15 protein-coding genes and 1 riboswitch are annotated in these 18,493 nt (G+C 71.8%); of the genes, 4 read left to right on the top strand and 11 right to left on the bottom strand.

Going from position 1 to position 18,493, the window contains the following annotated elements:
* The 5 genes from VLJ82_RS09545 to VLJ82_RS09525 form a co-directional block, all read right to left on the bottom strand.
* A partial coding sequence (locus VLJ82_RS09545) for a hypothetical protein (RefSeq protein ID WP_408663108.1) occupies positions 1 to 1,080 on the bottom strand: 1,080 nt, incomplete at its 3' end.
* Positions 1,081 to 1,209: 129 nt separating this feature from the next.
* Positions 1,210 to 1,346: riboswitch (cyclic di-AMP (ydaO/yuaA leader) on the bottom strand.
* Between the two features lie 168 nt (positions 1,347 to 1,514).
* The gene (locus VLJ82_RS09540) at positions 1,515 to 1,859 is read right to left on the bottom strand and encodes a type II toxin-antitoxin system PemK/MazF family toxin (protein ID WP_408663107.1); all 345 of its coding nucleotides are present in this window, start codon (positions 1,857 to 1,859) and stop codon (positions 1,515 to 1,517) included.
* Complete coding sequence (locus VLJ82_RS09535) at positions 1,853 to 2,098, bottom strand: antitoxin (protein WP_408663106.1); 246 nt, start codon at positions 2,096 to 2,098, stop codon at positions 1,853 to 1,855. The genes VLJ82_RS09540 and VLJ82_RS09535 overlap by 7 nt, the downstream gene beginning before the upstream one ends.
* Positions 2,099 to 2,158: 60 nt before the next feature.
* The gene (locus tag VLJ82_RS09530; protein ID WP_408663105.1) at positions 2,159 to 3,622 is read right to left on the bottom strand and encodes a protein adenylyltransferase SelO; all 1,464 of its coding nucleotides are present in this window, start codon (positions 3,620 to 3,622) and stop codon (positions 2,159 to 2,161) included.
* Positions 3,623 to 3,685: 63 nt separating this feature from the next.
* Positions 3,686 to 4,414 (bottom strand): Clp protease N-terminal domain-containing protein, encoded by a 729-nt coding sequence (locus VLJ82_RS09525; protein ID WP_408663104.1) that lies wholly within the window; start codon positions 4,412 to 4,414, stop codon positions 3,686 to 3,688.
* A gap of 112 nt (positions 4,415 to 4,526) precedes the next feature.
* Here VLJ82_RS09525 and VLJ82_RS09520 point away from each other — a divergent pair, with 112 nt between their 5' ends.
* Both VLJ82_RS09520 and VLJ82_RS09515 read left to right on the top strand, forming a co-directional pair.
* Positions 4,527 to 5,435, top strand: coding sequence for a hypothetical protein (locus VLJ82_RS09520; protein WP_408663103.1), 909 nt, complete (start codon positions 4,527 to 4,529; stop codon positions 5,433 to 5,435).
* On the top strand, positions 5,432 to 5,872 hold the full coding sequence (locus tag VLJ82_RS09515; protein WP_408663102.1) for a PIN domain-containing protein: 441 nt from the start codon (positions 5,432 to 5,434) through the stop codon (positions 5,870 to 5,872). The genes VLJ82_RS09520 and VLJ82_RS09515 overlap by 4 nt, the downstream gene beginning before the upstream one ends.
* Positions 5,873 to 5,897: 25 nt before the next feature.
* On the opposite strand, the gene VLJ82_RS09510 is transcribed toward VLJ82_RS09515, so the two are convergent.
* Positions 5,898 to 7,202 carry an aspartate aminotransferase family protein gene (locus VLJ82_RS09510; RefSeq protein ID WP_408663101.1) on the bottom strand — a complete coding sequence of 435 codons (1,305 nt, stop codon included), beginning with the start codon at positions 7,200 to 7,202 and terminating at the stop codon, positions 5,898 to 5,900.
* 172 nt (positions 7,203 to 7,374) lie between these two features.
* Here VLJ82_RS09510 and lysX point away from each other — a divergent pair, with 172 nt between their 5' ends.
* The gene (gene lysX / locus VLJ82_RS09505; RefSeq protein WP_408663100.1) at positions 7,375 to 10,746 is read left to right on the top strand and encodes a bifunctional lysylphosphatidylglycerol synthetase/lysine--tRNA ligase LysX; all 3,372 of its coding nucleotides are present in this window, start codon (positions 7,375 to 7,377) and stop codon (positions 10,744 to 10,746) included.
* 15 nt (positions 10,747 to 10,761) lie between these two features.
* On the opposite strand, the gene VLJ82_RS09500 is transcribed toward lysX, so the two are convergent.
* Both VLJ82_RS09500 and VLJ82_RS09495 read right to left on the bottom strand, forming a co-directional pair.
* A complete protein-coding gene (locus VLJ82_RS09500) occupies positions 10,762 to 10,902 on the bottom strand; it encodes a hypothetical protein (protein ID WP_408663099.1) in 141 nt (46 codons plus the stop codon).
* Between the two features lie 60 nt (positions 10,903 to 10,962).
* Positions 10,963 to 11,781, bottom strand: coding sequence for a YcnI family protein (locus VLJ82_RS09495; protein WP_408663098.1), 819 nt, complete (start codon positions 11,779 to 11,781; stop codon positions 10,963 to 10,965).
* Positions 11,782 to 11,987: 206 nt separating this feature from the next.
* Here VLJ82_RS09495 and VLJ82_RS09490 point away from each other — a divergent pair, with 206 nt between their 5' ends.
* Positions 11,988 to 12,893, top strand: coding sequence for a phosphatase PAP2 family protein (locus VLJ82_RS09490; RefSeq protein WP_408663097.1), 906 nt, complete (start codon positions 11,988 to 11,990; stop codon positions 12,891 to 12,893).
* Between the two features lie 95 nt (positions 12,894 to 12,988).
* Here the strand turns inward: VLJ82_RS09490 and VLJ82_RS09485 are convergent, their stop codons facing one another.
* From VLJ82_RS09485 to glnA, 3 genes are read right to left on the bottom strand one after another with little or no spacing between them, the layout of a single operon-like run.
* A complete protein-coding gene (locus VLJ82_RS09485; protein ID WP_408663096.1) occupies positions 12,989 to 16,075 on the bottom strand; it encodes a bifunctional [glutamine synthetase] adenylyltransferase/[glutamine synthetase]-adenylyl-L-tyrosine phosphorylase in 3,087 nt (1,028 codons plus the stop codon).
* Positions 16,056 to 16,934 (bottom strand): type 1 glutamine amidotransferase, encoded by an 879-nt coding sequence (locus VLJ82_RS09480; protein WP_408663095.1) that lies wholly within the window; start codon positions 16,932 to 16,934, stop codon positions 16,056 to 16,058. Before VLJ82_RS09480 ends, VLJ82_RS09485 begins: the two co-directional genes overlap by 20 nt.
* A 22-nt stretch (positions 16,935 to 16,956) precedes the next feature.
* A complete protein-coding gene (gene glnA, locus VLJ82_RS09475) occupies positions 16,957 to 18,315 on the bottom strand; it encodes a type I glutamate--ammonia ligase (RefSeq protein ID WP_408663094.1) in 1,359 nt (452 codons plus the stop codon).
* Positions 18,316 to 18,493: the final 178 nt, after the last annotated feature.

Genomic DNA, 18,493 nt, shown 5'->3' with positions numbered 1-18,493 from the left:
CTCGGCCCGGGTACCGGCGGCCGCGCGGATCTTGGCGGTGCCGCCGATGTCGGGACGGTCGTCGGTCTCGGGGTCGATGTCGACGATGAACTTGTACGTGGTGGCCTTCATCTTGGCCGCTATCGCGTCGAAGTAGCGGTCCAGCAAGCCGCTGCTGACCTGCTTGTAGGTCCAGGTCTTCTGGACCTTGCCGCTGCGGTCGGTCGACGTCGCGCCGGGCGCCGGCTGCAGGTTGGGGTCGTAGCCGCCGTCGTAGGAGACCAGCTCCCAGCCGATGTGGATGGTGCGGCCCTGGGAGGCCTGGGTGAGCATCGCCGACGTCGGCCACATGTTGTTGGTGGCGTCGAAGTCCTTGAAGTTGTGGATCAGGTCGAACTTGCGCCCGATCTTGGTCTCCATGGTGCTGGGGTCCGCGGTACCCGAGCCGTAGTAGCCGAACAGCGTGCCGCTGCCCTGCGCCGGCAGCACGCCGGACGGCACCGTGGTGCTGCCGGACGGCGGCGGAGCGGGGGCGGTGGTAGTGGGGGCCGGCGTCACGATCGGCACCACGCTGACGTCGTCGACCAAGAAGGACTTGCCGGCGCCGAGATCCCAGGTGAGGGCGTTGACGTCGATGCTGTCGCCGGACTTGGCGGCCACCAGCTCGACCGTGAGCTGATGCCAGGCGGTGTCGGTGGCCCAGTAGGTGGCCTGCTTGCTGGTCACCAGCGCGTTGCTGCTGGAGTACTCCATCAGGCGCAGCACCAGGGTGGTGTTGGCAGTGGTGGCGCGCAGCCAGGCGGTCGCCCGGTAGGTCCGGCCGGCGACGGTGCTGGGCACGCTGTTCGGCGCGTCGTTGAGCACCGTGGTGGCCGCGGAGGCTGAGGTGTTGGAGACCCGGGCGGCGTAGCTGCCGGTGTGGCCGCCGGAAACCCGGGCCAGGGGTGCGGGTGGCGTGCCGTCGTCCTTCGGGGTGGCGAGCCAGCCGCTGGTGTCGGCCTCGAACGTTCCGTTCGAAACCTCGTCCTCGCCGGCCGAGACGGTCGAGATGGCGATGACACTGCCGGCTACCAGGGCTGTCAGGCTGGTCAGCACGGTCACGCCCAAGCCGAGGCGGTGACGCCAACCTGCTCGGGACGTTTTCGACGGGCCGGCGTGCCTGGGGGTGCCTCGATCAGCTCGGTGCGCGGGGTTGTGCACTGGGGCCGTGGGGGCATGGTGGAGCAAGAGTCGTCCTCTCCTCACGCCTACGGGGTGAGCTGTCGGGTTCGGGCGGGAGGTGCCCGGCCGCGCTGGGCGGCTTCACCCCTAGGTCGCGAGCGCGACCGGGTATTGGTTCCCCCGCTCCTGCCGAGCGTTGTTGTAAAGGATGATCACGAACGGGGCAGGACTCGGCGAGCCGCTCGCATAGCACCCCTCTGGGCGCGGTTGCACCTTAAGGGTTGCGGTTGCATAACAGCAAACGCCACACCGTGCGCTCCCGATAGGTCCGGATTGCGAACCCGTTTTGCTTGCGATCACAGGAGAAAGCTCAACTAGAGGTCCAGTACGCGCCGCAAGCCTCGGTCGATCTCGCGTAGCAAAGCCAGGGGTACCGAGCCCGCATGATCGGTCAGGTCGACCTTGTTGAGTGTCACGATCCCAGTGACGGCTACAACCGAATCTCGGGGTAATCCGGTCGCCTGGGCGGGCAGGAACACGTTGCCCGGCAGAGTCGCGAGGTCGGTATTGGAGGTGATGACTGCAGCCAGCACCGTCGCCAGCCGGCTGTTGTTGTAGGTATCTGCTGAAATCACCAGCACCGGTAGCCGCTTGGCGGGTCGCGATCCGACAGGGGCTCCTAGATCCGCCCAGTAGATGTCACCGCGTTCGATCACCACTCAGGAGTCGTCTCCAGCACCCGCCAGCCCGCCGCGACAGCGTCCTCCGCGGCTTCGTCGGGTCCGGCGAGCATGGCGACCGCTTGATCGATCTGGCGGGTGAGCGATTCGGCATCCAACTCGTCGAGATAGCGCATCGCCGCAAGGGCAAAGAATTCCGAACGACTCATCCCTAGAGCCTGAGCTTTGCGTGAGGCTCGCTCGAAGGTGTCGTTGGGTATCGAGATTGCGGTCTTCACAGCCCGAGTATAACCAGGTATAACCGCATGATTCAACGCAGGTCTCTGGTCAGGAAGTGCTCAGGTGCCGCAGAAGGTCACGTAGTCGGTGGAGCCTTCCGGGGGCGGCGCGGCGTAACGCTCCAGTCCGGGACGCTCGTCGTACGGCGCGGTGACCGCGTCGAGCAGCCGTCCCAGCGGGTCGAGGTTGCCCTCGACGGCGGCCGCCAGCGCCTCCTCGACCAGGTGGTTGCGCGGGATGTAGGCCGGGTTGACCCGATCCATCGCCGCCCCGTCCGGGGCCAGGGCCCGCCAGCGGGCCAGCCAGCCGTCGAGCGCGGCCAGGTCGAGCACCAGCTCGCGCACCGGCTCGCTCTCGCCCCGGGCCGCCGAGCCCAGCCGCCGGAAGAACGAGGTGTAGTCGACGGAGTTGGCCTGCAGGAGCGCCAGCAGGTCGGCGGTCAGCGATGCGACCTCGGCGGCCGGGACGGTGGCCGGCAGGCCCAGCTTGGCGCGCATGCCGGCCAGCGACGCGTCGCCGTACTGCTCGCGGAACCGTCCGAGCGCTGCCACCGCGAGCGGGACCGCCTGCTCTGCGTCGTCGCCGAACAGCGGCAGCAGTGCCTCGGCCAGCCGGGCCAGGTTCCACTCCGCGACCAGCGGCTGGTTGCCGTAGGCGTAGCGCCCGCCGAGGTCGATCGAGCTGAACACGGTGGCGGGGTCGAAGGCGTCCAGGAAGGCGCACGGGCCGTAGTCGATGGTCTCGCCGGAGATCGTCATGTTGTCGGTGTTCATGACGCCGTGCACGAACCCGACCAGCATCCAGCGGGCCACCAGCTCCGCCTGCGCCGCGACCACCGCCTCGAACAGGGCCAGGTAGCGGTGCTCGGCCTGCGCGGCGGCCGGGTGGTGCCGGCTGATCGCGTGGTCGGCCAGCCGGCGCAGCAGGTCCGGGTCGTCGGTGGCGCGGGCGTATTGGAAGCTGCCCACCCGCAGGTGGCTGCCGGCCACCCGGGAGAGCACCGCACCGGGCAGCACGGTCTCCCGCCGCACCGGCCGTCCGGTCGCCACCACGGCCAGCGACCGGGTGGTCGGGATGCCCAGCGCCGACATCGCCTCGCTGACCAGGTACTCGCGCAGCATCGGGCCCACCGCGGCCAGGCCGTCGCCGCCGCGGGCAAACGGCGTACGTCCCGCTCCCTTCAGGTGCAGGTCGAGACGCTTTCCGCCAGGAGTGACCAGCTCGCCGAGCAGCAACGCCCGGCCGTCCCCCAGCCGCGGCACGTAGTTTCCGAACTGGTGGCCGGCGTAGGCCTGCGCCACCGGCGTCGCCCCGCCGGGCACCAGGTTGCCCACCAGGAACCGCAGGCCGTCGGGGGTGCGCAGCCAGTCCGGGTCCAGGCCCAGCTCGGCGGCCAGGGGCTCGTTGAGCACCAGCAGCCGGGGCTCCGGAGCGGGCTCGGCCTGCCAGGGAACGGCCAGCTCGGCCAGCTCGCGGGCGAACCGGTCGGAGAGCTCGATGGTCGGCACGGGGGCGACGCTCATCTGTCCGAGCGTACCGGCGGCGCCGGGCGGCAACGCCTCGTCGCGGGCCGGCGGGAGATCCGCTCAGGCGTCCGGAGTGATGTGGAAGACGCCGATGGCCTCTAGGACGGCCACCTCCACCTCCGCCTTGTCCAGGCCCAGCCCGGCCAGCGGGCCGGTGCCGGCTTCCTGCTCCAGCAGGGCGAGCAGGATGTGCTCGGTGCCGATGTAGTTGTGGCCCAGCCGCAGTGCCTCGCGGAAGGTCAGCTCCAGGGCCTTGCGCGCGTCCGCGTCGTACGGAATGAGATCCGGCACCGGGCCGGCCGCGGGCGGCAGCGTCGCGGTCACCGCCCTGCGGAGGGCTTCCGGCTTCACACCCCGGCCCCGGAGGACGGCCGAGGCGATCGACTTCGGGTCCTCGAGCAGCCCCAGGACGAGGTGCTGGGCCAGTACCTTGTCGCTGCCGGTGGCCCGCGCCTCCTGCTGGGCGGCCAGCACCGCGTTGCGCGCCCGCTGGGTGAAGCGCTGGAAACCCTGGCTGGCGTCCAGGTCCGGCGCGTCCTTGGCCACGAAGCGCTTCTGCGCCGCCTGCTTGGTGACCCCCATGGCCCGGCCGATGTCGGTCCAGGAGGCACCCGAACGCCGGGCCTGGTCGACGAAGTGGCCGATCAGGTGGTCTGCCACCTCGTCGATGTGCTGCGCGGCCAGCACCGCGTCGGCGAGTTGTTCGAGGGGTTCGTCATGGACTCGCTTGATCGCTTCGATCAGGTCGTCCAGCCGGACCGGGTTGGTCATCTGCCGGGGTTCCGCCATGCGTCAACCCTAGGTTGACTTCTATCAATCGTCAACCCCGAGTTGTCGCCGGTTATGCACAGCCTCAGCGTCGATCATGGCTGTTGACGGTGGCTTGTGCGACAGTGTGGCCATGGCTGGAGAGGAATTCCGGGCCACCTTGCGTGGCAGCGAGGCGGCTCTAGGTACGGTCCGCGCCAGTGATATCGCACGCCTCATCACCGGCCTCGAGTCCGCAGTCGCGGCGGCGGCCTATGCCGCGCTGGGAAAGCCGCGAAAAGGCTCGACGGGTCGCCACCGCGCGGCCATCGAGGCAGCCTCTCGACTCCGCTTCCAGAACATCGAATCCGGCAGCGTGGTAGCCGTACTTCGACTTCCCCGCCTCGCCGAAACTACGGATGACACCTTGAACGTCGAAGTAGACGACCTGGCCGGAGCGGCATTCGACCGGATCGTCGCAGCCTTCGCGCAGGCTGACGACCAAGTCGACCCCGGCATCGCCAGGACACTTGCCGATCTCGCACAGGAATTGGGCATCGGCGAACGTCACGAGGAGTTGGTGTTGACCAGCCCCCGGACCACTAGCGCGGGTCACCTCGATGCCAGTGCCAAAGAACGGATGCGTCGACTTGCCGACGCACCTCTCGGCCACCAGCCAGATGTCGTCGTAGGCACATTGCGGGAGGCGGACTTCGACCGCCGCACGGCACGGCTGCACGCGGCGACCGGCGAGACGGTGACCGTGAAGTTTCCTGCCGAACTGGACGACGAGATCCAGGAGGCGCTTCGAGCGCAAGCCGCATTCGAAGGCATCATCACTTTCGATCCGAACACCGCCACCATCAAACGCGTGGATCTGCGTCGTATCAACACATCAGAGCCACTGCCTTTCGACGCCTCGGCGTTCTGGACGACATCGCCCCTCGAGGATCTCGCGCAGATCCAGGGAGTTCAGCCGGCCACCTTTGACGCTCCGTTCGGCGAGTGGAACGAGCAGGAAATCGCTGACATCGTCAGTGCCCTGGCGGATCTGGACGCATGACCCCGGAGGACGTGCCGGCCGGTCCCCTTCTGATCGACACGGACGTCGCCACCTGGCTATTGACCGGTGTTCGTCAAGCTGAACGCTGGCGCCCGCTCCTTCGAGGCCACCTGTTGACGCTGTCGTTCGTCAACGTAGGAGAACTGCTCGCATTACCCGCTGCTCAAAAGTGGGGCACCACTCGGACAGTGGAGTGGCGGGAAGTGATTAGGCGCAATTTCATCGTCTTGCCCTTCGACGCAAACATCACCACCCAGTGGGCACCACTTCATGTCCGGTACCGGGGGCACCTACATCGAGGCGGAACGAATGATCTCTGGGTTGCAGCCTCGGCATTGTCGGCCCAGCCGCCGCTTCCACTGGCAACGAACAATCTGAACGACTTCACCAAGATCGCCGCTGACTATCCCCTGCACCTGATCCACCCCGACCTCTGACGCCGGCGAATTCGCTCTAGAGCACTCAACCCGGTAGCCGGCCGGTTTCCTCGCTGATCGCCTGGTCCAGGATCTCCAGACCCAGCGCGATCTCCTCCTCGCTGCTGGTCAGCGGCGGCGCGATGCGGAAGATGCCGCCCATGCCGGGCAGCTGCACCACGTTCAGGTGCAGCCCGAGCTCGAAGCAGCGCCGGGTGACCAGCGCGCCGAGCCGGTCCGCGCCCTGCTTGGTGGTCCGGTCGGTCACCAGCTCCAGCCCCTGCAGCAGCCCCCGGCCCCGGACGTCGCCGACCACGGCATGCCGGTCCTGGATGGCCAGCAGCCCGTTGCGCAGCTGCACGCCCAGCTTGCCGGCCCGCTCGTCCAGCCGGTCGCGCTCCAGCACGTCCAGCACGGTGTTGCCGACCGCCGCGCCCAACGGGTCGGAGACGTGGGTGGTGTAGAACAGGAACCCGCGCCGGTGCGCTTCCTCCTCGATGGCGGCCGACGTCACCACCGCGGCCAGCGGCAGCCCGGCGCCCAGGGTCTTCGACACCGTGATGAAGTCCGGCACCACCCCGTCCCGCTCGAAGGCGTACCAGGCACCGGTGCGGCACAGGCCGGTCTGCGCCTCGTCGAGGATGAGCAGCATGCCGCGCTCATCGCACTTGCGCTTCAGCCCGGCCAGGTAGCCCGGCGGCGGGTCGATCAGCCCACCGGAGCTGAGAATCGGCTCCACCAGGCAGGCGGCCAGGCTCCCCACCGACTGGGCGTCGATCAATGCGAACCCCCAGTCCAGCTGCCGCTGCCAGTCCAGCTCGCCGTCGGCGGTCACGAAGTCGGGGCGGTAGCTGTTCGGCGTCGGGATCGCCAGGTTGCCGACCGTGGGCCCGTAGCCGTGCCGTCCGGCGCTGTAGGTGGCGGCCGCGGCGCCGGCGGTCATGCCGTGCCAGGACCCCGCGAACGACACCACCTCGTGCCGTCCGGTGACCAGCTTGGCCATCCGCAGCGCGGCCTCGTTCACCTCCGCGCCGGTGGTCAGCAGCAGCACCTTCTCCAGCGGGTCGGGCAGCGAGTCCGCCAGCCGGCGGGCCAGCTCCACCACCGGACCCGAGAGCATGCCGCTGAACAGGTGGTCGAGGGTGCCGACCTGCCGCCGGACGGTGGCCACGATGTCGGGATGGGAATGGCCGAGGATGGCACTCATCTGCCCGGAGGTGAAGTCCAGCACCTTCCGGCCGCTGTCGGTGTAGACGAAGCTGCCCTCGGCACGGTCGATGATCTCCGGGGTGAACGTGCCGCCGTAGCGGACCAGGTGCCGGTCCACCTCGGACCAGATGTCGGCCGTCATGCGCCAGACGCTACTGCGGAAACCGGTCCGGACGCGCAGACATCGGCTGATCCTGTAGGTAGCCAAGGCCCGGCCTTCGGCACTCGCCACATCCTGCTGACGTAGCGTTCTCCACGGTGCTCAGAGCGCGGGCAGCCGGCCCGCCGCGGCAGTGGGGAGGAGTGCCGAAAGCGTGGTGCTCAGTCAGGCGGTCCGCTCGGCGGCACCGGTCCAGCCGTCCCGGCCGCCGATGCTGACCGGCTGGCGGGACGAGTTCGTCGCGCTCGCCGGCCGGGTCATCGTGCTCGGCGGCTTCTGGTCGCTGGTGAGCCTGCTGCTGCGTCCGGTGCGCTGGATCCGCTGGGTCGACGACCTGTTCGGCCTGGTGAACCTGCCGGCCGGGCCCAGCCTGTTCTCCACCGTGCTGCTGTTCGTGGTCGGCGGCGCGGTCCGGCGCCGCATGCGGGTCTCGCTGTGGTTGCTGCTGGGCTTCCAGGCGGTGGCCGCCCTGAACCTGCTGGGCGCGGCGCTGCAACTGGCCCTCGACTCCGACGAGGTGCACCGCACCCGGCCGGTCGAGGTCGCCGAGCTCGTGGTGAACCTGCCGCTGACGGTGCTGCTGGTGGTGCTGCTGTGGCGCAGCCGGGCGGCCTTCACGTCCCGGCTGGAACCGGGAGCGCGCTGGCGGGCGCTCGGGATACTCGTCGCCGGCCTGGTCGTCTCGGTCAGCGTCACCATCGCCCTGACGCTGAGCTTTCCCGACTCCCTCACCGACGTCGGGCACCAGCTGGCCTGGGCGGTGCGGGTGTCCTTCGGCGTGGAACCCACCTCCGCCGAGGTGGGTTGGCAGAACCAGCACGGCCACCACTGGATCGCGGCGCTGTCCGGCCTGCTGTCGGCGCTGGCGCTGGTGCTGGCCGCGCTGGTCTTCCTCCGCTCGGCCCGGGCCAAGGCCTACCTGACCGCCCAGGACGAGCTGGAGATCCGCCGGCTGCTGCTGCAGGCCGGGGAACGGGACTCCCTCGGCTACTTCGCCACCCGGCACGACAAGTCGGTGATCTTCGCCCCCGGCCAGAGCGCCGCCGTCACCTACCGGGTGCTGGCCAACGTCAGCCTGGCCAGCGCCGACCCGATCGGGCCGCCGGCCGCCTGGCCCGCCGCGATCACCGCCTGGCTCGCCGAGACCCGGACGTTCGGCTGGTTCCCGGCGGTGCTGTCGGCCAGCGAGGAAGGCGCCCAGGCCTACGTCGCGGCCGGCCTGAAGGCGCTGCCGATCGGTGACGAGGCCATCATCGACGTCGACACCTTCACCCTCGAAGGCCCCACCATGCAGCCGGTCCGGCAGGCGGTGCACCGGGTGCAGCGGGCCGGCTACACCATCTCGGTGCGCCGGCACGCCGACCTGAGCGCCGAGCAGCTGGCCGAGCTCGCCCGGCGGGCCGAGGACTGGCGCGGCGAGGACACCGAGCGCGGCTTCTCGATGGCGCTCGGCCGGCTCGGCGCCCCGGTGGACGGCGGCTGCGTCGCGGTGCTGGCCTCCGACGCCGACGGCCGGCTGCGCGGGCTGCTGTCGATGGTGCCGTGGGGGCGGCGCGGTCTGTCGCTGGACCTGATGCGCCGGGACCGGACGGCCGAGAACGGCCTGGTCGAGGCGATGGTCTCGGCCCTGGTCACCGCCTGCCGCGACGAGCTCGGCGTCCGCCGGCTGTCGCTGAACTTCGCCATGTTCCGCGGGGTGTTCTCCGCCGCCGAGCGGGTCGGCGCCGGCCCGGTGGTGCGGCTGACCAGCCGGGTGCTGACGTTCGCGTCCCGGTTCTGGCAGATCGAGAGCCTGTACCGGTCCAACGCCCGCTACCTGCCCAGCTGGGTGCCGCGCTACCTGTGCTACGACTCCTCGCTCACCCTGACCCGGGTGGCGCTGGCGGCCGGGATGGCCGAGGGCTTCCTGCCGGCGGTCGAGGGCAGCGGCGAGCGCGGCTCCGACGGCCAGGTGCTGCTGGACGGCCGGCGGATGCCGTTCGCCGAGGCGGTGGCGCTGCAATCCCGGGCGGCCCGCAGCGGCACCCGTCCGGTGCGCCGGCTCAGCCAGCAGCAGCAGGTCCGGCACGACAAGCTGGCCCGGCTGGTCGAGGCCGGCCGGCAGCCCTACCCGGTGTCGGTGCCGCGTACCTGCGAGATCGCCGGCCTGCGGGAGCGCTTCGCCGGGCTGCCGCCCGACACCCGCACCGGCGAGCTGGTCTCGGTGGCCGGCCGGGTGCGGGCGCTGCGCGACTTCGGCGGGCTCACCTTCGCCACCCTGCAGGACGGTCAGGCCACCATCCAGGCGCTGGTCAGCCGGGCCGAGCTGGGCCCGGCCGAGCACCGGTTGCTGCGCTCGACCCTTGACCTCGGAGACTTCCTCAGCGTCACCGGCGAGGTCGGCACGTCCCGGCGCGGCGAGCTGTCGGTGCTGGTGACGGGCTGGCAGATGGCCGCCAAGTGCCTGCGCCCGCTGCCGGACAGCCATGCCGGTTTCGCCGACCCGGAGGCCCGGGCCCGGCTGCGGCACGTGGACCTGATCGTGCACCCCGACGCCCTGCAGCTGCTGACCCGGCGCAGCGTGGCCGTCCGGGAGCTGCGCGAGGCCTTCGCCCGGCGCGGCTTCCTCGAGGTGGAGACCCCGATGCTGCAACCGGTGCACGGCGGCGCGAACGCCCGGCCGTTCGTCACCCACATCAACGCCTACGACGCCACCCTGTACCTGCGGATCGCCCCGGAGCTGTTCCTCAAGCGGCTGTGCGTGGCCGGGATGGGCAGGGTCTTCGAGCTCAACCGCAACTTCCGCAACGAGGGCGCCGACGCCACCCACAACCCCGAGTTCACCTCGGTGGAGGCCTACCAGGCCTACGCCGACTACCTCGACATGCGGGAGCTGACGCAGGCGCTGATCTGCGAGGTGGCCACCGCGATGCACGGCTCGCCGGTCGCCCGCCGGCCCGGCCCGGACGGCACGTTCGTCGACGTGGACCTGTCGGGGCCGTGGCGGTCGGTGCCGGTGTACCAGGCGGTGTCACAGGCCTGCGGGGTGCCGGTCAATCCCGGCACCGGCCGGGACGAGCTGAGCCGGCTGTGCCGGGCGCACGGCATCAACCACCCGGCCGACGCCGGCGCCGGCGCGCTGGTCACCGAGCTGTACGAGGTGCTGGTCGAGAAGCACACCACCGAGCCGACCTTCTATCTCGACTTCCCGGTCGAGAGCTCGCCGCTGACCCGGGCGCACCGCAGTGACCCGCGGCTGGCCGAGCGCTGGGACCTGGTGGCCTTCGGCACCGAGATCGGCACCGCCTACTCCGAGCTCATCGACCCGGTCGACCAGCGGCAGCGGCTGGTGGAGCAGTCACTGGCGGCCGCGGACGGCGACGTCGAGGCGATGCAGGTGGACGAGGCGTTCCTGTCGGCGCTGGAGTACGCCATGCCGCCCACCGGCGGGCTGGGCCTGGGCGTGGACCGGCTGGTGATGATGCTCGCCGGGGCCAGCATCCGGCAGACCCTGGCGTTTCCGTTCGTGCGCCCCGGCGGCCGCTGACCCTCGCGCGCCGGGCTATCCGGCCCAGGTCGTCGACCGGCGGGCCACCTCGAACAGCGCCTCGACCTGCTCCGAGCTCAGCACCGTGCCCCGGTGCGCCAGCCGGTCATGGCCGTACCGCACCCAGCGGGAGCCGATCAGCAGGTCTTCGGCCATAGGGTGCTATTCGGCCTACCGGAGCGCCAGATTAACGACCACTGTCCCGGTCCGGGTTCTTCAGGTCGCGTGCCGGCGCAGCGCCAGTACCAGGGCGGCCAGGCCCAGCAACACCCCGAGAGCGCCGAGCACGATGCCGGTGACGGCGCTTGCCTTGCTGGCCGCGTCGTCCGGGTTGGCGGCTTCGGCGGCAGCATTCGAGGCATCCGAGGCGCTGGCCGAGACGCTCGGCGAGGCCGGCTCGCTGGAGCCGCCCGACGAGCCGGAGCCATCCGGCGGACCGGAACTCGACGAGCCGGAACCGGCGGCGAGGGTCAGCACCGGGGCGGGATGCTCCGGCTCGGCGCTGCTGCCGGGTGCCGGCTCCTCGATCCAGGAGGTGGTGCTGCCGTCGCTGTAGGCCTGCACGGCCTTGAACGTCAGGGTTTTCGCGTCCGGCAGCTGGCCGGCGATGAAGGAGAACTCGTCGAACTGGCCCGGGGCGATGCCCGGCCCGCCGGCGGTGACCTTCCAGTCGATCTCGGACACCGCCTCGGTGACCTCGCCGTCGTCGGTCTTGATCGGGGTGGCAAGCTTGGCCTGGCTCACCGTCACCGACCAGCCGGTCTTGGGCTGCACCAGCACCGACGCGATCGGGGTGTCGGTGGGCAGCCGCACCTTCAGCCCGACGGTCCGGGCCGACTCGCTCTCGTCCGGCACCCGGAACGTGATCACCGCGTCGCTGCCGCCCGGAGTGGCCTCCGGCGCCGAGACGGTGACGTGGGCCGACGCGACCCCCGCACCCGCGGCCAGCAGTGCGGTCGCCAGGGCGCCGCTGCCCAGTGCCGCGCGCAGCAGGCGGGTGCGCCGGGGACGCGGGGTGCGGGTCCGATCAGTCATCGCCGATCCTTTCCGAGGTCATGCGGTGGAGTTCCGAGCCGGCACGGGCGTACCGGCTACAAGTCGGACATCGCAGGCCAACGGTTCCATCCGGCGCCCAGAACGTGACCGGGCCCACTCCCTGCGCACCGAACCGGGCCGACAGAGGGCAGCGCCACGGGGGAATTCGTCGGATCCGGATGCCAGAATGGGCACCGTGACAGCCGATGTCAGCCGCTGAACCCACCGCGGTGAAGCCGCCCGGGCAGCGCCGGTTCAGCGGACTGTTCCCGAACCGCCTGCTGCACCACCGTGATCCCCGGTGGTGGCAGGAGGTCCTCCTCGTCGGCCTGGGCTACTGGATCTACGGCCATATCCGCAACCTGGTCCCCGAGCAGGAGAGCATCGCGCTGCGGCACGGCCGGGGCGTGCAGCACCTGCAGGACGCCCTGCACCTGAACTTCGAGCTGTCGGTGAACCGGTTCGTGGCCGAGCACGAGCCGATCGCGCAGGTGATGAACTACTACTACGCCACCCTGCACTTCGTGGTCACGCTCGGCTGCCTGATCTGGCTCTACCGATCCCACCCGAGGATCTACCGGGGTGCCCGCACCATCCTGTTCGCCACCTCGCTGATCGCGCTGGCCGGTTTCTACCTCTACCCGCTGGCGCCGCCCCGGCTGCTGCCGCAGTACGGCTACATCGACACGGTGCTGAAGTTCCACACCTGGGGATCGCTGGCGGATCCCAAGATCGCCGAGCACTCCAACCAGTACGCCGCGATCCCCAGCCTGCACATCGGCTGGGCGCTGTGGTGCGGGGTGTCGATCTACCTGTGCGCCAGCCGGGCCTGGGTGCGCGCGCTGGGCGCGATCTACCCGGTGGGCACCCTGCTGGTGATCGTCGGCACCGCCAATCACTTCGTCATCGACGCGGTCGCCGGGCTGGCGGTGTTCGGAGCCGGCTGCGCGGTGCAGTACCTGTTCTCCGGGCGCAGCGCGTTCGTGCAAGCCCCGATCTACCGGCACCTGCCGAAGCCGGCCACGGAGAACAAACGGGCGGACGAGGCGGCCCAACAGCCGCCGGACTCGCAGTCGGCCGCCCGGCGCAGTGCCCGATCGGCCGGCTCGTAGCCCTCGCCGGCAGTGCCCGATCGGCCGGCTCGTAACCTCGCCGGCAGGACCCGATCGGCCAACCTCGCAACCCTCGCAGGCAGGACCGGCAGCGCTCAGTCGGCCGGCTCGTAGAACACCGACTCGACCACCCGGCGGGCCCGGCGGGTCACCCGCCGGTAGTCGTCGATCAGCTGGCCGGCCTCGAAGCCCGCCGGGTACCCGAGCACCCGGCCGACCGCCTCCAGCACCCGGCCGGGCTTGGGCAGCTGGTCCTCGGCCCGGTCCCGGACCAGCATGGTCGCGTTGCGCACCCGGCCGGCCAGCCGCCAGGCCGCCGCCAGCGCCGCCGCGTCGTCAGCGGCCAGCGCGCCGGCGTCCTCTGCGGCCCGCAGCGCCGCCAGGGTGGAGGTGGTACGCAGCCCGGGCAGCTCGCCGGCCAGCCGCAGCTGCAGCAGCTGCACCGTCCACTCCACGTCGGCCAGCCCGCCCCGGCCGAGCTTGGTGTGGGTGTGCGGATCGGCACCGCGCGGCAGCCGCTCGGCGTCCACCCGGCCCTTGATCCGGCGGATCTCCACCGCGGCGGCCGGCGGCAGCCCGCCGGCCGGGTACCGGATCGGCTCGACCAGCCGGCAGAACCGCTCCCCCAGCTCGGCGTCCCCGGCGCAGACCCGGGCCCGCAGCAACGCCTGCGCCTCCCACACCGACGACCAGCGCTGGTAGTACTCGGCGTAGGAGTCCAGCGAGCGGACCAGGATGCCGTTGCGGCCCTCCGGTCGCAGGTCGGCATCCAGCCGCAGCGGTGGATCCGGGGACGGGGCGGCCAGCATCGCGCGCAGCCGCTCGGCGACCAGGTGCGCCCGGCGGCCGGCGTCGGCACCGGCGGTCAGGTCGTCGTAGACGAACAACACGTCGGCGTCCGAGCCGTAGCCGAGCTCCCGGCCGCCCAGCCGGCCCATCGCGATCACGCTGAACCGCAGCCCCAGCTCGGCCAGTCCCAGCTCCGCGGCCACGAGCCGCTCGGCGGCGCCGAGCGCGGAGGCCAGGGTGGCGTCGGCCAGCTCGGTGAGTGCCAGCGCCACCTCGGTGTCGTCGAGCCGGCCGAGCAGGTCGGCGAACGCGATCCGCAGCAGCTCCGCCCGGCGCAGCGAGCGGATCGCGTGCCCGACCTGGGCCAGGTCCTCGCTCTGGGCGGCCCGGTCGGCCGCGGTGCCCATCAGCACCCGCAGCTCGGCCTCGCCGCGCGGCGTGAGCTGGTCGTCCCCGGAGAGCATCTGCAGCGCCTCCGGGGCCCGCATCAGCAGGTTGGTGACGTAGCGGGAGGTGCCCAGCAGGGTGGCCAGCCGGGTCGCCACCGTGCCCTCGTCGCGCAGCAGCCGCAGGAACCACGGGCTGCTGCCCAGGGCGTCGGAGACCTGCCGGTAGGCCAGCAACCCGGCGTCCGGGTCGGGAGCGTCGGCCAGCTCGGACAGGATCACCGGCAGCAACGCCCGCTGCAGCGCCGCCCGCCGCGACACCCCCGCGGTCAGCGCCTCGATGTGCCGCAGCGCACCCGGCGGGTCGGCGTAGCCCAACGCCTCCAGCCGCCGCCGGGCCTCGTCCGGGGTCAGCCGCAGTGCCTCGGTGGGCACCCGGGCGACCGCCTCCAGCAGCGGCCGGTAGAACAGCTTCTCGTGCAGCCGGCGCACCTCACGGGCGTGCAACGCCCACTCCGAGCGCCACACGGTCACCGCGTCGCCGCGCCGGTCCGGCCGGTAGCCCATCGACCGGGCCAGCCGCAGCACCGCCTCCTCCTCGTCGGGCACCAGGTGGGTCCGGCGCAGCTTGACCAGTTGCAGCCGGTGCTCGGCGGCCCGCAGGAACCGGTACGCGTCGGCCAGGCTGACCGCGTCGTCCCGGCCGACGAAGCCGCCGTCGCGCAGCGCCGCCAGCGCCGGCAGGGTGGCCCGGACCTGCAGCGCGGGATCGGCCCGGCCGTGCACCAGTTGCAGCAGCTGCACCGCGAACTCGACATCGCGCAGCCCGCCCGGGCCGAGCTTGATCTCCCGCTCCAGCTGGTCGGCCGGCAGGTGCGCGATCACCCGGCGGCGCATGGCCTGCACGTCGGCGACGAAGCCCGGACGCTGCGAGGCCGTCCACACCAGCGGGGACAGCGCCTGGACGTAGCGCTCCCCCAGCTCCAGGTCGCCGGCGATCGGGCGGGCCTTCAGCAGCGCCTGGAACTCCCAGGTGGATGCCCAGCGCTGGTAGTAGGCCTGGTGGCTGTCCAGGGTGCGGACCAGCGCGCCGGACCGTCCCTCCGGCCGGAGCGCGGCGTCCACCTCCCAGGCCGCCTGGCCGCAGATCCGCATGGTGTCGGCAGCCAGCCTGGTGGCGGTGGCCAGCGCCGCGCTCTCCCGGTCGGCATCCGGGCCGCCGGCTGGCTGGGGCTCGAAGACGAACACCACGTCGACGTCGGAGACGTAGTTCAGCTCCCGGCCACCGGCCTTGCCCATCCCGATGATCGCCAGCCGGCAGCCGGCGGCGTCGGCGGGCAGCCCCGCCCGGGCGACGGCGAGCCCGGCCGACAGCACGAACCCGGCGAGGTCGGCCAGCGCCTCGGTGACCTGCTGCAGGTCCAGCTCGTGGGCCAGGTCCTGGGCGGCCACCAGCAGCAGCTCCCGGCGGTAGGCCGACCGGAGCGCCTGCACCGCGGCGAGCCCGGTCAGGGTGGCGGGCCGGCCGGCGGTGCCGGTCACCGGCTCGGCCGCCGAGGCGCCGACCGCGGCAGCCAGCCGGCCGGCGGCCGAGGACACGCCGGGCAGGTCGCTGGCCGGGCCGCGCAGCAGCAGCGCGTCGGCCGGGTGGGCGCACAGGTGCTCGCCCAGCGCCAGCGAGGTGCCGAGCACCCCCAGCAGCCTGGTGCGAAACCGCTCCGCCGCACGCAGCTCGGCCACGATCTCGGGCCCGGACCCGGTGCCGGCCAGCGCCGCCAGCAGGGCCAGCGCCTGGTCGGGCGCGGCGGTCCGGCCCAGCGCGGACAGCACCGCCGCCGCGGCCGGGTCGCTGGCCTCGTTGCGCTCGGAGTCCCACAGTTGCAGCGCCGGCCCGGTCAGCAGCAGGGCGGCCCGGACCGGATCGGCGAAGCCGGCCCGGGCCAGCCGGGCGGTCAGCCGGCCGGTGGGCGGTGCCGGCGGGGTCTCCTCAGTGCCGGAACGGCTCACGCGAGGCCTGCAGTTCGGCCGCCAGGGCGGCCCGGATGGCGGCCGGGTCGGTGATCGGCGCAGCTGTCGTGGCAGTCGCACCGACCATCGGCAGCAGCCGCGGCCCGGCACCGGCCGGGGCGGGATCGGCGGCCAAGGCGGGATCGGCGGCCAGCGCGACGAAGGCGGCGACCACCGGCTGCCAGGTCTCGGCGATGTCCGGCAGCGCGGCGATGCTGCGGTCCAGGATGGCGGGCAGGTCGTAGTCGGCCAGCAGCTCGGCGTCGTTGTGCGCCCATCGGGTCACGATCTCGGGCGTGGTCTCGATGTGGAACTGCACGCCCCAGGCCCGCCGGCCCACTCGGAAGGCCTGCACCTCGCACACCGGCGAGGCGGCCAGCAGCACCGCGCCCGGCGGCAGCTCGCTGACCTCGTCGACGTGCCACTGCAGCACGTCCGGGGTGATCGGCAGCTCGCGAAACAGCGGGTCGGTGGCGGCCGCCTGCCGTTTGGCCACCAGCTGCGCGCCGTACTCCGGGGTCTCGGCAGGGCTCACCCGGCCGCCGGTGGCCGCCGCCAGCAGCTGGCCGCCCAGGCAGACGCCCAGGGTGGGCAGCTCGGTACGGACCGCCTCGGCCAGCAGGGCGCGCAGCTCGGGCAGCCAGCCGGCCACCTCGTCCTGGTAGGCGTTCATCGTCCCGCCCAGCACCACCAGCGCCGAGTAGCCGCTCAGGTCGTCCGGCAGCGGGTCGCCGGCCGCCGGCGAGCACAGCACCAGCTCGGCGCCGGCCTCCCGCAACCAGCCTTCCAGCCGGCCCACCGGCGCGACCAGGTCGTTCTCGATGACCAGCACGGGGCGGTCCGGACCAGCAGTAGCCATGGCAGCAGGTTACTGCGAAGCGTCAGAGCGAGGGCAGGTAGCGGCGCAGCTCGAACGGGGTCACCGCGGCCCGGTAGTCCACCCACTCCGAGCGCTTGTTGCGCAGGAAGAACTCGAAGACGTGCTCGCCCAGGGTCTCGGCGACCAGCTCGGAGTCCTCCATCGCCCGCAGCGCGTCGGCCAGGTTGTGCGGCAGGTCGTCATAGCCCAGCGCCCGGCGTTCGGTGTCCGACAGCGACCAGACGTCGTCCTCGGCGCCCGGCGGCAGCTCGTAGCCCTTCTCGATGCCCCGCATGCCCGCCGCCAGCAACACCGCGAAGGCCAGGTAGGGATTGCACGCCGAGTCCAGCGAGCGGACCTCGACCCGGGTGGAGTTGGCCTTGCCCGGCTTGTACATCGGCACCCGGACCAGCGCCGAGCGGTTGGCGTGCCCCCAGCAGACGTAGGTCGGCGCCTCGACCAGCTGGCCGGGGGCCGACCAGCCGAACAGCCGCTTGTAGGAGTTCACCCACTGGTTGGTGACCGCGGTGATCTCGCGGGCGTGCCGCAGCAGGCCGGCGATGAAGGCTCGCGCGGTGGCCGACAGGTACAGCTCGTCGGCGGGGTCGTGGAAGGCGTTGCGGTCCCCCTCGAACAGCGACAGGTGGGTGTGCATGCCGCTGCCCGGCTGGTGGCTGAACGGCTTGGGCATGAAGGTGGCGTGCACGCCGCGGGTGCGGGCCACCTCCTTGATGATGTGCCGGAAGCTCATGATGTTGTCGGCCATCGACAGCGCGTCGGCGTAGCGCAGGTCGATCTCCTGCTGGCCGGGGGCGACCTCGTGGTGGCTGAACTCCACCGAGATGCCGACCGCCTCCAGCGCCATGATCGCGCTGCGCCGGAAGTCGTGCGCGGTGTCGTGGCTGGTCATGTCGAAGTAGCCGCCGTCGTCGATGGGCTGCGGCTCGCTGCCGTCGGAGGGCCGGTTGCGGAGCAGGAAGAACTCGATCTCGGGGTGGGTGTAGAAGGTCAGGCCCCGGTCTGCGGCCTTGGACAGCGCCCGGCGCAGCACGTAGCGCGGGTCGGCCCAGGACGGCGAGCCGTCCGGCATGGTGATGTCGCAGAACATTCGGGCGGTGTCGCTGGGCCGGCCGTCGTCGCCGTGCAGCACCTGGAAGGTCGCCGGATCCGGGCGGGCCAGCATGTCGGACTCGCTGGCCCTGGCGAAGCCCTCGATGGCCGAGCCGTCGAAGCCGATCCCCTCGGCGAACGCGCCCTCGAGCTCGGCCGGCGCCACCGCGACGGACTTGAGGTAACCGAGCACGTCGGTGAACCACAACCGGACGAACCGGATCTGTCGTTCCTCCAGCGTGCGGAGCACGAATTCCTGCTGACGATCCACGACTGGTCAGTCTGCCGGTAACCGATGACGGGCGTGTTACGACCCTCCGATACGGCTGGCGCGGGCTGGTCGGCCCGGGCCGGCAGGTCCTGCCCTCCGCCGGCCCGACTGTCATGAAGACCGGCTGCCATAACGGTCGAACCTTATGACAGTCGCCGGCGAGCCGGGCCCGGCAAGC

The organism is Jatrophihabitans sp., assembly GCF_035474675.1.
Taxonomy (GTDB): Bacteria; Actinomycetota; Actinomycetes; order Mycobacteriales; family Jatrophihabitantaceae; genus Jatrophihabitans_A.
Note: the sequence above shows the minus strand (reverse complement) of the source record. Positions and strands in the feature narration are given on the sequence as shown.